Genomic DNA, 13,486 nt, shown 5'->3' on the forward strand with positions numbered 1-13,486 from the left:
ATATGTTATACAAATTTGTATATATCAGAAATAATTACCAAATTAAAAAGTATCCTCTTCGAATTTCCCCTATAATACTGTTTGTCGCTGAGATAAATAACAGATTACATGTAGGAAGGGATTTTTATTTATGAAAGAAAAATTGTTTAACAAGGGTTTTGTCTTAATAACATTGATTAACTTTGTCGTTTATCTCGTTTATTATTTGCTTATGGTGATTATCGCCGTCATTGCCCAAGAGGAGCTGAATGCATCACTTGGCGAAGCGGGATTTGCGTCTGGTATTTATATTATTGGAACGCTTCTCGCACGGCTTTACATGGGGAAAAAGCTCGAACTGTTTGGCCGTAAGCGTGTTTTAAGATTTGGGATTTTATTTTTCTTAGTAACGACACTGGCTTACTTATACATGCCGACAATTGCGATTATGTTCGTTATTCGCTTTTTGAATGGGTTTGCTTACGGGACAACCTCAACAGCCACCAATGCGATTGTTACAGCGTATATTCCTAATTCTCGAAATGGTGAAGGAATTAATTATTATGGTCTTAGTACGAGCCTTGCTGCTGCAATTGGACCATTTATTGGAATGATTTTACTTAGCAAGACGAACTTTTATACGATTATTATTTTCTCCACGGTGATTGTCTTTTTAACTGCACTACTTTGCTTCTACTTACCAGTGAAAAATATCGTTTTAACAACAGAACATCGCAAAGCTTTACAAACTTGGACAGTCAAAAGTTTTATTGAAACTAAAGTTATTCCGATTACTTTTATTGCCTTTTTAATGGGGATTTCTTATTCGAGCGTACTTACATTCCTTGCTTCTTATGCAAGAGAAATCAATTTAGTAAGTGCTGGGACATTCTTTTTTGTTGTTTATGCACTCGTTATTACGTTCACTCGTCCAATGTCTGGGAAATTATTTGATGCCAAAGGTGAAAAATACGTGATGTATCCGAGTTATCTCTTTTTAGCAGTTGGCTTAGTGGTCCTTAGTACCGCAACATCAAGTCTTGTTTTACTTATTTCAGGTGGCTTGATTGGGTTAGGTTACGGGACGTTTATGTCAAATGGACAAGCTGTTTGTTTGAAAGTTTGCGAGCCACACCGTATTGGGATCGGCTTATCTACTTACTTTATCGGGCTTGATTTAGGGCTTGGGATTGGGCCTTATATTATGGGTGAAATTCATCATGTCCTTTCATTCCAAGGCATTTACATTATTGCTGGGGCTATCGCATTTATTTGCGTCTTTATCTACATGTTTTTATCCAGAAAAAAAGTGTCCAGTGGCGCGCAAGAACAACTAAAAGGGAGCGAAGAACTATGAATAAATTATTACTTATTACTGCAGCGGGGTATATCGTAGGTGCTAGAGGAAACGAAAGTGAGAAACGGCAGTCAATTCAGCTGCGCGATGTGTATATTAACAATCCATCGCAACGTTTAATTGATCATTTTGAAAGCATCGAAATTGCTAAAGAGCAGATTATCGGTCATAAACAGTTATCTACGGAAGATGCGAAAAATTTGATTAGTCGTTGGGAAGCTAGTTATTTTACGACATCTTGATAGAGTGGAAGCATTGCGAGTGGTCGCAATGCTTTTTTTATAAGGGTTGGTGGCTAATATGTAGTAAGGTTTTCCCTTGATATTTTGTGGTGATTTTTATTCGTGTCGTTGTGTCTTGTACATGCTGGAAAATATATGATAAATAACTCACCACACCCGTATTTTCCTCATCAAAAACCCAATGACGCTCTTTAAAATCTAAAATTCCTTCATCCATCGCACGTGGAGTTGGATAATCATAATCATCTGGAAGTTTTGCAAAAAACAAATGCATTCCACCTAGATATTCTTCATTTACAAACCAAATCATCTCGCCAATATCCCGAATTTCATAATCAGCTGGAGCAATCCCTGTTTCTTCAGTAATCTCACGCTGAATGGAATCGATAAGTATTTCCCCTGGCTCAATTTTCCCGCCAACACCATTCCAACTTCCCATCCATGGCGCTTTTTGTCGATTTAATAATAAAATTTGGTCTCCTCTTTGTATAAAACAAATGGTGTATTTGTACACGATGTCACCTTCCATTTTCAGTTTTACTTAGTATAGCATAATTCTACGCACAAAAAGAGCAGCATCCGCGTTTTGTAGGGAGACGGATGCTGCCAGGTGAGATATTTCATTGAAAAAAAGGTTACTCTTAATATAACGAATAAATGTGAACAAAGTGTGACTAAATCATGAAAGTTCATGTTTAATTTTTTGAAGTAAAAAATCACCTTGTTTGGTTATGCTGTAATATTTTTGTTTGCTATTATTTTCGTCTCTTTGAATGAACCCATGAAACTCAAGCCAATAAGTGCAATACAGTAACTCATTCCTTGTAGAATCTCCAACAACATCAGTATGCAAAAAGTGAATGGTCAATGATTTTATGTTATATATTGGATTTTTAACAACATTCAATACCATAAGAATAAGCTCATTACTGGGCCTTTCCATACTTGAAACCTTCTTTACTTAATATTATCGCTTTCTGGCTTCGTTTACTTTCAAGCGTCTACCTTTCACTTTGCGCGAACGCATCATGTCCAGAACAGCTGGGCCTTTTCCATTTAAAATTTCTACAAAAGAAACATGATCCTCAATGGTAATAATACCAATATCTTCTGCTGTAATTCCTTCTAGTTTAGAAATAGTTCCAACAAAATCTACCGCGCGAATTTTTTTCTTTTTGCCGCCGTTAAAGTAAAGTTTCATGATGTTTTTATTTAATTTTTCACCGCGCGCTTTTTTGATCACTGGACGTTTTTGTTGTTTTTTGTGGAAAGCTTCTTCATTTGCTCTTACTTCAATGATAGTCGGTTTGCGTTTTTTTTCAATCGTGATATGAAGCAATTCTTCTATCTCGCGCAAAAGTGGATTTTCGTTCGTCTTCACGAAACTAATCGCCTTCCCGCTTTTTCCAGCACGGCCAGTACGACCGATTCGGTGGACATAGTTTTCTTTTTCAATCGGCAAATCGTAGTTGATTACGAGTGACACATTATCTACATCAATCCCGCGCCCTGCCACATCTGTCGCAATTAAGAAACGCGACTTACCACTTTTAAAATCATCCATTGCGCGAAAACGGTCTTCTTGTCTTAAACCGCCATGAATTTTGCTGACTCTTAAATCGAGTAAATCAGTTAGCTCATCTACTTGATTTTTTGTGTTGCAAAAAATAATCGCACTATCAGGATTTTCTGTAATTAAAACGTCTTTCAGTGTTTTTTCTTTATTATCTGTTTGCATTTCAACATGGAAAATCGGGTTCGTTTTTTCCGATGCCATTTCAATTACCTTTGGATCGTCTTGGTAACGTTTGATTAAATCTTGCATTTCTTCTGGCATTGTTGCAGAGAAAAATAGATTTTGGCGCTCTTTTGGTAAACGGCTAAGAATGTCTTCTACTTGATCAATAAAGCCCATGCTTAACATTTCGTCTACTTCATCTAAAACTAAGTGGGCTACTTTATCAACATTCAGTGACCCTTTTTCGATGTGATCAAGTAGTCGGCCAGGTGTTCCAACGACAATATGGTTTTTTTGGCTTAATTCTAATTTTTGTTTGGCAAATGGTGATTGCCCGTAAATCGCTGCTGCTTTAATACGTTTAAAGCGGCCAATGTTCGTACATTCCGTTTTGACCTGCATTGCGAGCTCTCGGGTTGGAACGATAATAAGTGCTTGTGGCTTGTTCTCTTCCCAAACGACTTGTTCGGCAATTGGAATCGCGAATGCCGCTGTTTTCCCACTACCAGTTTGTGATTTAGCAACGATATCTTCTCCTGTTAAGGCAACTGGAATTACTGCTTTTTGAACAGGGGTCGCTTCTGTATATCCTAGTTCATTAATAGCTCTTTTAATTTCTTCACTTAATTTTAAATTAGTCATGTCAGTCCTCATTTCCTCCTATCATCATACCATATTTTTTCACAAATGACGGTACTAATTGTTTGTAGTTCGCCGCATCTTCCTTTAGAATGAACTCTAAGCCCCCAAAATAAGGAGGAAACAATGAATTTAGATGATTTGAAGAATAAAGTTACCGAGTCCCTGCCCCTGGAAAACCTAGGAACACTGACAGAAGAGGCAACAAACAAAGCATCTGAGCTTGGCGAACAAGCGAGCAATGTCACAGAAAATTTACAGAATGAAGCGACGAACTTAACAGAAAATCTACAAGATAAAACAAGCGGCCTTACGGAAAACTTGCAAGATACCGCGAATGAATTAACTGGTGGGTTTTTGGATAAAATAAAGAATTTGTTTCAATGACGTGAAAAAAGCACTCATTTACGAGTGCTTTTTTTATTTTGCGCTTTCAATATGCGCCCCACTTTCAAAATCATGATTAATAAAATTAACCAAAGTAAACTCTCCATTCTCATATTCAAACTTCAAGATACAGCAGTTTTTCAGTCCTGTTACTATGCCAATCTTACTCGTTTTCTCCCAATAGCGGGCAAATTGGGCGCAAGCGGCTCCGTGGGATACAGCGAGAACCGTATCATGCCTATCTTGGATCATGATGCCCTCCATTGTTTCCAGTAAGCGATCTCTAAAATCCATTTCCCGTTCCCCACCAAATGTCGCGAAAAAATCACCATATGGAAGTGGCGGATTTAAATCTTCGCTCTCCCCTTCAAACGTGCCGAAATTCCATTCTTTTAAGCCTTTCAATCTAGTGTAGCTTTTATCTGTAACAAGCTCTAACGTGTCGCATGCGCGCTCTGAAGTGGAACTATAGGCTTGGTCGAATTCAATCTTGTTTTCTTGAAAGTAACTTCCAGCGATTTTGGCTTGTTTGATACCAAGTTCCGTTAGTGGTGCGTCACAAAAACCTTGAATTTTTTTACGTTGATTAAATAATGTTTGGCCGTGGCGCATTAAATATAGCGTTTTTTTCATGTCATTCTCCCCCTGTATCTAATATCTTACTATTAGTCTATCACCTTGGAGTAGCTCCAAGTCAAGCATTTATCGGCTTAACTTTTCCTCTTTTTTCTCGTATCTGCTATAATAAATACACTTAAATCAATAAAACTATAGCGAATAAAAATCGAGGAGGAATTCAAATGACGTTAAATGTTTACTTGAATTTTAGAACACAATCCAGAGATGCTATCGCGTTTTATGAAGAAATTTTTGGAACAAAGTGTACAGATTTGCTGACATATAGGGAAATCGAGACAGCGGAGCAACCTATAGAAGATTCGCTAAAAAATTTAGTTCTGAACGCTAGCTTAGTAATAGACGGTGTAAAAGTCATGTTTTCCGACGTACCTAAGTCTAGGCCACTTACATTTGGCGACAATATTACGCTAGTTATTGATACATCTGATGAAATAAAATTAACGAAACAATTTCATCAGCTTGCAGAAGGTGGTACTGTCATTATGCCACTTGCCAAAACATTCTGGTCGGAAAAATTTGGAGAGGTTAAAGATAAGTTTGGTATAGATTGGCAGCTCAATTTATCATGAAAACAAATGAATCTGGGAGAAATTTCCCAGGTTCTTTCTTTAAGTCCATTTTTAGTAGACAAACCAAATTTGCAAGGCCTTTCATATTAAGTTAAAATAACACGTATCAAAGAATTATTTTTAAATGAAAAAGTGTAGAAAAGAGGAATTCTTTATGGCAAAAACCGAATTAAATCCTAAGGTAGATGCGTTTCTAGCTAAACCATCCACTTGGCAAGCTGAATTCAAAGCATTAAGAGAAATAGCAATCAAGTTTGAACTAGAAGAAGAATTCAAATGGGGAAAACCTTGTTACGCTCTCAATGGCGGCAATGTATTCTTAATTCATGGTTTTAAAGATTATTGCGCTTTACTCTTTATGAAAGGTGCACTTCTCCGTGATCCGGAAAACATTTTAGTACAGCAAACGGAAAATGTACAAGCTGCCAGACAAATTCGTTTCACTAATTTACAAGAAATCCTTGATCAAAAAGAGTTTTTAAAAGCTTATATTCAAAATGCCATTGATGTGGAAAAAGCGGGATTAGAAGTGGAGCTTAAACCAAGAGCCGAAATGCCTATCCCAGAAGAATTACTTGTGAAATTTGAAGAGCTACCTGCTTTAAAAACAGCTTTTGAAGCATTAACTCCTGGTCGTCAAAAAGCTTACTTGCTTTATTTTGCGGCCCCTAAACAATCGAAAACACGTGTTTCGCGAATTGAAAAATATGAAGCAACTATTTTAGATGGATTAGGACTGAATGATTAACCTAACAAAAAAGAGGCGCAACCTGCGAATGGTTGCGCCTCTTTTGTTTATTTTACTTCTTCAAAATCATATAGTTGCCAGCTATTATCAAAGGCTGGTTCGGTTGGTCCGTAAATGCGGAAATAGGTGAACCAATTGGCATCAGGAACTGTTTGAATCCATGGTAACGACTCATCTTCCGGTGGATTTGGTCCAAAGTAGAGCGTTGTATTTCCGTCAGCATCTACTTCGAATGTATCTTTAATGGAATTCAGCGCAGGCATAAATTGCTCGGTAACAATTTCTGAACGCGTGTCCATGTCATAAACTGTTACTGACCAGAAAATGCTGGATGGTACTGGTGTTGGTACTTTTAATGTATAATTTTTGCCACCATCCAAATAATTTCCTTCCTTATCCTTCACTCCAAGCATATAAACGGAGCCAAATCCGACTTTATGCATAAACATCATATGTGTTTCGAGTGTCGCTTGATAGAACCAACGCTCTCTTACAGGAAGATTTAAATAAGTTTTTTCGTAGAAGTCGTTATTTTCACCGTATACAGCCCATTCCCATTTCTTTCCTGGCCAAGTAATTGCAGCCGGATCATCTGTATTAAAGGAATTCACGAACATCATATCATCCGCTTTTTCGGCAGCTTCAATTAATAATGCTTTTTTATCTGGATCTGGATTAAATTCGTTATTTGGCGTTAAACCAATCGCTTTTAGCAATCCATACATTTGGTAGTATTCTGGATCGGTTTTATCATTATCGAGCGCCCATTTAATTACTTCCCAGTACTCGAATTTCCCTTCAACATAATATGGAGTTGAAATTGCTTTACGATGCGAAAAATCATGGAATGTACTTACTGGATTGTTATCTTTTTCTTTTAATGGATAAAATTTAACTTCTTTAAGAAGCGCAAATGCTTTTTCATAGTCACTTGCTTGGTGAACCATCGCCCGCAAACAAATAAGGAAACGATAGCTAGAAGGTTTTCGAATTATGTAGCCTTCCGGAATATCACCTTCATAATTAGGTGGTAAGTATAAATATTTAGCCCCTTTACCTTGTTCGTCACCTGTTAATCCCATATTCGTAATAAATTTAAAATTAATATCATCCGCCACGCCAACGATTGCGCCCGGTGGTAATTCGATGACAACTGGACCATTCTCAGTGTTTCCTGTTCCAAGGCAATACGGGGTATCCGAATTTTGCGTCAGTACATTTAAATCAGGAGTCGTAAGTTGAATAATAAAATCGTGGTTCTCAGTAATTCCTAATCCTTGTAAAGCCTTAAAATTTGATACGTTGGATACAGTTGGATAGAAAAACCGGTAAGCCTCAACAGCCCGATTTAAAAATCCCTCTTTTCTGATTGCCTCTACTTTACTCTCAGGTAGCATTTTTTTCATGTAAAAATCCTCCTTCAATTAGCTTTTTTTAGAACACTTGTATAATACCCCTGTTTTTGGATGTTCAAGCGTAAAACAAAAAATCTCCTCGTGCGAGAAGATTTATTTGTGATAACTAGTATTAATTTTTCTTTTTTCGCTTGTTTTTATAGAGCCATATGCTACTAAATAGTACAAAAAGTAAGCCTAATCCCCAAATCAAATTTGACTGTAAATCTCCTGTTAGCGGTAGAGGGAGCTTATTCTTAATTCTTAACGTATTTCCAGATGAAGTATCCGATGTTACGTCTAATTTAGCTTGATAAATATAGTTGATTGTTTGTTCTTCTAGCATAAATTTTCCAGTTGCGTTAGCTGGTTTTTTTATGAGCGTATAGCCTTGGATTTCTTTGGGTTCTGTAGAATATGTTTCGCCGATTCCTCCACTTAATACCTCGCTCATTGCTAATTCATTTTGGTGTTCATCGATGTATTGCACCGTAACACTTTTAGCAGAAATTGCTTCGTTTTTACGCGTACGATACACGTAAGTTACTGTTTGGCTGGTTTCGCTGAATTTGCCCATTTCATTGCTTGGAGTTTCAATGAGTGCATAACCTACAATTTCTTTGGCTGTTGCCGTGTAGTCATCGCCAATATTTCCTGATAAAATTTCGCTCGTTACTAGTTCATTGCCTGCTTCATCCACGTATTGGACCGTGATATCTGCGGCCGGAACAGGGATTTTCGAATAAACATACGTCACCATTTGTTCTTCTGCGCTAAATTCGCCTTCTGCATTTGCTGGCGTTTTAGTTAATGTATAGTCTGGAATTTCTTTGGCGCTTGAATGATATTCTTCACCAATATTCCCTAATAGTATCTCGCTTGGTGCCAGTTCGCTTCCTTCTTCATCCACGTATTGCACCGTAATGTTTGCGGCTGGGACAGGGTCTTTGGAATAGACATATGTCACTGTTTGTTCTTCCGCGCTAAATATACCTAGTGCATTTGCTGGTGTTTCCGTTAATGTATAACCTGCAATTTCTTTCGCGCTTGAGTTATACTCGTCATCGATATTTCCTAATAATATTTCACTTGGTGCCAGTTCGTTTCCTTCTTCGTCCACGTGCTGTACCGTAATATTTGCAGCCGGGATAATGTCTTTCGAATAAACATACGTCACCGTTTGTTCTTCCGAGCTAAATCCGCCTTCTGCATTTGCCGGCGTTTCCGTTAATGTATAGCCTGCAATTTCTTTCGCGCTTGAATGATAATCTTCGCCGATATATCCAGTTAAAATGACGCTTTCCGCAATTTTTTTCTTAGTTGTATCTTCATACTTAACCGTCACATTTGCTGCTGGTACCGGATCAACGTAAACCGTCACCTCTTTTGGAATAGCTTTAACCCCGTCGACATTCACTGCGCTGATTGTCACTACATATGTTCCAACCTTTTTCAAATTAACGATGGATTCAAAATTGCTTGTCACTGGCGTTCCATCATTGGTTTGCGCCTGAATATCACTTAAAAATTCAGTTTCGGTTTTCTCGATTCTTTGCGGATAACGAATTTCAGTATCTGTACTAATGATTGGTACGGTAGATGCTTTAACTTGTTGTCTTACAGTTCCTGTGAAAGAACCTTTAACGCCAGTTATATTAATTGGTTCATTAAATTCATAACTAACTGAATCAAGATTTTCGAGTGCTTTATAAGACCAGGTTATTTGGTTATTTGCGTATACACCACTATCTGATATAAAATTTGGTTGGACTACTGCCCCCACATTACTAATTTTATTATCAATAACTAAATCATCTAAAACAACGACTTTTTCTAAAACTATTGACTGGCTCCCTGCAGTTAATATCTTTAGGTTAGGCATAATGGTTGGCAGATCGCTTGGTAAAACACTAATGGCATTAAATGCGATATCCATAGAAGTTACTGCTGGTAACCCTTTAAGCATATTAATATCTGTCAGTTTGTTGTTTAGTAAATTTAAAGTCGTCAACTTTGGCATATTTTGAATGACACTGTCACTTTGTAAGCTATTATTTTGCAGAGTCACTGATGTAACGGCTGGTAAATTATCCATTACAGCCTTTTGTATTTTACTATGGTGAAATTTTAATGCTTTTACTTTTGGAAGATTCACCATTTCTACTTTCGTTAAACTCGGTATATTACCAAAGTACACACCTTCTTCACTAAAATATCCTAGGTTAAGTAATTCTGGATTATTTTTAGCAATAACAGTTGTTAAATTGGTCAAATCTAAATACTTGGAAGTTTGTACATTAGCCAATTTCGGCTGGTCCTGTACATCAATAACTGTCAGTGTAGGGTTATTTTGGATATTAAGTGTAGTTAACCTCGGCAGTTGATTTTCTGCATTTAAAGTAACTGTGCTAATTTGATTATCACTTAAATATAATTTCACTAAATTGGGTAATTGAGTTAGTGGAGAAATGTCTGTTATTTGGTTATTATTTAAATTGATAGTTGTTGCTTTAACCAATAAATCCATTCCCGTTAAATCAGCAATACCTTTGGCGTTTGCTGTTAAAATGATGATTTTATTCAAATCTGCTTGTGTTACTATTTTGCTCGTGTCTTCAGAACCGGTTGCTGCTTTGGCAATGGCTTGGGCTAGTGCCGCATCTGGAAAGACCTTTGCATATGTATCTCCTGCTTGAAGTGTTGTTTTATTGGGACTTTGTTTTAGGGTTAGCTTCGTATTCTCATTCTCTACTGCATCAATCATTAAAGGATAAGCGCTTAACGATTGAAAAAGTAGTATTCCGACTATGATGATAGTACTTATCCTTTGTTTCATGATTAATTCTCCTCAGATGTTAGTAGTGATTATAGTAAAGGACGCGCTGATTTTACTATTTGATATGTAAAATTATTTTATCTATATATTTAATAATTATAGCAACAGTAAGCCTAACATTTAAACATAGTATTAGGTTTTTTTTGAACTTCACTGTTTTTGTTCACACAACGTTCACACAATCATAAGTAAAAGTATATTTTTGAACTTTTTTATAGTTGCACTCTTATCCCAATTATGATATCAATCACAAACAAAAAACTCTCCATGTGCTAAGGAGAGTTTTTTGTAAGAAAGATTATCTGCAGTTATTTGATTTATCTTTTTCGCTTTTATTTCGGCGCAGCCATAGGATACTTAGAAATACTAGTACAATACCCAGTCCAAAAATCATATCTAGCGGCTGATTTCCTGTTCGAGGTAGGATTTGTTGGTTGCTACTCGTTGGTTGGTGGTTATTCGGTGGTTGAATGTCTCCATTTGAATTATCCCCAATTATTTCTACATTTAGCTTTACCTCGTCTTTATTCGCACGATAAATATATTTAATTGTTTGAGCCTCTACCATAAATTTACCACTTGCGTTGGCTGGTTTTAGCACGAGGGTATAGCCTTTAATTTCCTTAGGTGTAGTTGTGTAGGAATCATGAATATTGCCAGTTAACACACTACTTGTGGCAAGTTCTTTCCCTGTTATATCTTCATATTTCACAATAATCTTGGATGCCTGAATAGCATCCTTTTTATACATATAGATAACCGTTTGAGCTTCTGTTGTGAAATTCCCGCTAGCATTACTTGGCTCTTTTACTAGTGAATAGCCTTCTAGTTGTTTTGCTTTTGTTGTATAAGCTTCCCCAATTTTTCCGCTTAGTACTTCCGTTGGGGCTAGCTCGTTACTACTTTCGTCAAGGTGTTTCACAGTTATGTTTGCTGCTACCGGATTGTTCTCTACTCGATATACATACGTTACAGTTTGAGGTGTTTCAGTAAAAATGCCATCAGCGTTAGTAGGTGTCTCCATTAAGGTATAGCCTTCTATTATTTTAGCTGCTGTTGTGTAAGTCTCACCAATTTCACCAGTTAATACTTCTGATTCACTAATTTCAGCTCCAAGTTCGTCTTGGTAGTTCACCGTGACATCTTTAGCTAAAATTGGATCTGCTTGAATCGCACGATACGTATATCTTACTATTTGATCGTTTTCGGTAAACTTGCCCGTCGCATTACTCGGCGTTTCCATTAAAGTATAGCCTATAATGGTCTTCGCTGTTGTAACGTAATCTTCATCCATATTACCTGACAATGTATCACTAGTTGCAATTTCGATTCCCTCTTCATCCGTGTATTGTACTGTAATATCTTTGGCTGGAGTAGGATTTTTTGCGTAGATATAAGTCACTGTTTGTTCTTCTAAGCTAAATTCGCCTTGTGCATTTGTAGGCATTTCCGTTAATGTGTAACCAAAAATTTCTTTTGCGCTTGAGTTATATGCTTCTCCGACATTTCCACTTAATACGCTATCTTCTGCCAGTTTATTCCCGGATTTGTCTTCGTGTTTCACCGTTATATTAGCACCTTGTACAGAATCAATGTACACGGTCACTTCTTTTGGAATAGCCTTAATTCCGTCTATATTCTCGGCATTTAACGTTACAGTGTATATCCCCACTCTCTTTAAGTTTACCATTGTTTCAAAATCACTTGTAATAGCTAAATCATCACTTGTTTGTGCATGAATCTCACTTAAAAAAGCAGCTTCTGTTTTTTCTGTTCCTAGCGGGTAATGAATTTCTGTATCTGCATTAATTACTGGAACGGTAGATCTTTTAAATGGTTGCGTGACTTTTCCTGAAAAGTTTCCGTCTATGCCAGTTGCATTAACTCGCTCAGAAAATTGGAAATTAACCTCTGTTAAACTTTTGATTCTTTCATAGGACCAAGTTAGTTTTTCATTTGCATATGTTCCTGAATTTGATATCGGGATTGGTTGGCTTAGTTTACCAAAATTACTAATTTCATTGTTAATAATTAAATCTTCTTCATCTAAAGTAATTACTTTGTTTAGCGTAATCACTTGATTTATTGCACTCAGTGTCGTTAATTTTGGCATTTTTGTTTTTAGATTACTTGGTAAAACACCGATAGAATTCGATTCGATCTTTAAAGTAGTTATTTCTGAGAAGTCATTAAGCACATTTATATCGGTAATTTGATTATTGTTTAAATTCAGCGTCGCTAGTATCGGCATATTTTCAAATTCCGCTATGCTATCGCTTGTTATTTTATTATAGTTTAGATTCACTTCTGTTACAGCCTCTAAATTATTTAGCTCGATTTGATTGATACTATTACGATCTAATCGCACTACTCTTACTTTGGGAAGGTTGACTAATTCAACGTTCGTTAAACTTGCGACTTGACTAAAGTAGACGTTACTCATAGCGTAGTAACCTAAATTGACTAATTCTGGATTATTTTTAGCAATCACCGTTGTTAACTGACGTAATCCTGTATTTGAAGAAGTCTTTACGTCTACTAATTTGGGTTGATCTTGGATGTTTATTGAAGTTAGTTCCGAATTCCCTTCCATATTTAATGATATCAAATTAGGGAGATTTTCTACATCTATTTTGTCTAGCTTCACTTCTGTTAGTTGATTCAGGGACAGGTCTAATGTTTTTAAATTAGGCAGATTTTGAAGGTTATCGAACACGTTATCAGTTAGTTTATTTCCTTGTACTGGGAGATTTTCAATGAATAAATCAGTAACGTTCAACTCGCTAATACTATTCCGGTCAAGGATTACTTTCGTTACTTTCGGGAGATTGACTAATTCGACCTTCGTTAAACTTGCGACTTGACTAAAGTAGACGTTACTCATAGCGTAGTAACCTAAATTGACTAATTCTGGATTATTTTTAGCAATCACCGTTGTTAACTGACGTAATCCTGTAT

General features: G+C 36.6%; 12 protein-coding genes. 5 read left to right on the forward strand and 7 right to left on the reverse strand.

The genetic code is table 11. The features are described from left to right. The first annotated feature begins 130 nt into the window (after positions 1-130). Together HCJ55_RS07650 and HCJ55_RS07655 are read left to right on the forward strand one after the other, a co-directional pair. Positions 131-1,336, forward strand: a complete 1,206-nt coding sequence (locus tag HCJ55_RS07650; RefSeq protein ID WP_185503632.1) for an MFS transporter — start codon at positions 131-133, stop codon at positions 1,334-1,336. Continuing rightward, positions 1,333-1,578: a hypothetical protein gene (locus HCJ55_RS07655; RefSeq protein ID WP_008947622.1), complete on the forward strand. Its 246-nt coding sequence runs from the start codon at positions 1,333-1,335 to the stop codon at positions 1,576-1,578. Before HCJ55_RS07650 ends, HCJ55_RS07655 begins: the two co-directional genes overlap by 4 nt. 37 nt (positions 1,579-1,615) lie before the next feature. Here HCJ55_RS07655 and HCJ55_RS07660 read toward each other — a convergent pair whose 3' ends face one another. From HCJ55_RS07660 to dbpA, 3 genes are all read right to left on the reverse strand, one after another. Beyond that, positions 1,616-2,092: an NUDIX hydrolase gene (locus HCJ55_RS07660; RefSeq protein WP_185502116.1), complete on the reverse strand. Its 477-nt coding sequence runs from the start codon at positions 2,090-2,092 to the stop codon at positions 1,616-1,618. Positions 2,093-2,257: 165 nt separating this feature from the next. Further along, positions 2,258-2,521, reverse strand: a complete 264-nt coding sequence (locus tag HCJ55_RS07665; protein ID WP_185517646.1) for a DUF3116 family protein — start codon at positions 2,519-2,521, stop codon at positions 2,258-2,260. A gap of 24 nt (positions 2,522-2,545) precedes the next feature. Next, positions 2,546-3,958: an ATP-dependent RNA helicase DbpA gene (dbpA, locus tag HCJ55_RS07670; protein WP_185503633.1), complete on the reverse strand. Its 1,413-nt coding sequence runs from the start codon at positions 3,956-3,958 to the stop codon at positions 2,546-2,548. Positions 3,959-4,081: 123 nt separating this feature from the next. Between dbpA and HCJ55_RS07675 the strand changes: the two genes are divergently transcribed. Next, positions 4,082-4,342 (forward strand): hypothetical protein, encoded by a 261-nt coding sequence (locus tag HCJ55_RS07675; protein ID WP_003726046.1) that lies wholly within the window; start codon positions 4,082-4,084, stop codon positions 4,340-4,342. 33 nt (positions 4,343-4,375) lie between these two features. On the opposite strand, the gene HCJ55_RS07680 is transcribed toward HCJ55_RS07675, so the two are convergent. Next, complete coding sequence (locus HCJ55_RS07680; RefSeq protein ID WP_185517648.1) at positions 4,376-4,975, reverse strand: histidine phosphatase family protein; 600 nt, start codon at positions 4,973-4,975, stop codon at positions 4,376-4,378. A 167-nt stretch (positions 4,976-5,142) separates the two neighbouring features. Here HCJ55_RS07680 and HCJ55_RS07685 point away from each other — a divergent pair, with 167 nt between their 5' ends. After that, complete coding sequence (locus tag HCJ55_RS07685) at positions 5,143-5,550, forward strand: VOC family protein (RefSeq protein WP_185502111.1); 408 nt, start codon at positions 5,143-5,145, stop codon at positions 5,548-5,550. Positions 5,551-5,704: 154 nt separating this feature from the next. After that, positions 5,705-6,298, forward strand: a complete 594-nt coding sequence (locus tag HCJ55_RS07690) for a YdeI/OmpD-associated family protein (RefSeq protein ID WP_185517650.1) — start codon at positions 5,705-5,707, stop codon at positions 6,296-6,298. Between the two features lie 47 nt (positions 6,299-6,345). On the opposite strand, the gene HCJ55_RS07695 is transcribed toward HCJ55_RS07690, so the two are convergent. The 3 genes from HCJ55_RS07695 to HCJ55_RS07705 form a co-directional block, all read right to left on the reverse strand. After that, positions 6,346-7,704: a DUF1254 domain-containing protein gene (locus tag HCJ55_RS07695; protein ID WP_185502109.1), complete on the reverse strand. Its 1,359-nt coding sequence runs from the start codon at positions 7,702-7,704 to the stop codon at positions 6,346-6,348. A gap of 121 nt (positions 7,705-7,825) precedes the next feature. After that, positions 7,826-10,528 (reverse strand): MucBP domain-containing protein, encoded by a 2,703-nt coding sequence (locus HCJ55_RS07700; RefSeq protein ID WP_185517653.1) that lies wholly within the window; start codon positions 10,526-10,528, stop codon positions 7,826-7,828. Positions 10,529-10,826: 298 nt separating this feature from the next. Beyond that, positions 10,827-13,486, reverse strand: a 2,660-nt coding sequence (locus HCJ55_RS07705) for a MucBP domain-containing protein (RefSeq protein WP_260451366.1), incomplete at its 5' end; no start/stop codon positions are given.

Source organism: Listeria marthii, assembly GCF_014227425.1.
In the GTDB taxonomy this organism is placed as follows: domain Bacteria; phylum Bacillota; class Bacilli; order Lactobacillales; family Listeriaceae; genus Listeria; species Listeria marthii.

Coding starts and splice junctions, on each gene's coding strand:
- HCJ55_RS07650 (WP_185503632.1), top strand. CDS start 131: ATGAAAGAAAAATTGTTTAACAAGGGTTTTGTCTTAATAACATTGATT.
- HCJ55_RS07655 (WP_008947622.1), top strand. CDS start 1,333: ATGAATAAATTATTACTTATTACTGCAGCGGGGTATATCGTAGGTGCT.
- HCJ55_RS07665 (WP_185517646.1), bottom strand. CDS start 2,521: ATGGAAAGGCCCAGTAATGAGCTTATTCTTATGGTATTGAATGTTGTT.
- dbpA (WP_185503633.1), bottom strand. CDS start 3,958: ATGACTAATTTAAAATTAAGTGAAGAAATTAAAAGAGCTATTAATGAA.
- HCJ55_RS07675 (WP_003726046.1), top strand. CDS start 4,082: ATGAATTTAGATGATTTGAAGAATAAAGTTACCGAGTCCCTGCCCCTG.
- HCJ55_RS07680 (WP_185517648.1), bottom strand. CDS start 4,975: ATGAAAAAAACGCTATATTTAATGCGCCACGGCCAAACATTATTTAAT.
- HCJ55_RS07685 (WP_185502111.1), top strand. CDS start 5,143: ATGACGTTAAATGTTTACTTGAATTTTAGAACACAATCCAGAGATGCT.
- HCJ55_RS07690 (WP_185517650.1), top strand. CDS start 5,705: ATGGCAAAAACCGAATTAAATCCTAAGGTAGATGCGTTTCTAGCTAAA.
- HCJ55_RS07695 (WP_185502109.1), bottom strand. CDS start 7,704: ATGAAAAAAATGCTACCTGAGAGTAAAGTAGAGGCAATCAGAAAAGAG.
- HCJ55_RS07700 (WP_185517653.1), bottom strand. CDS start 10,528: ATGAAACAAAGGATAAGTACTATCATCATAGTCGGAATACTACTTTTT.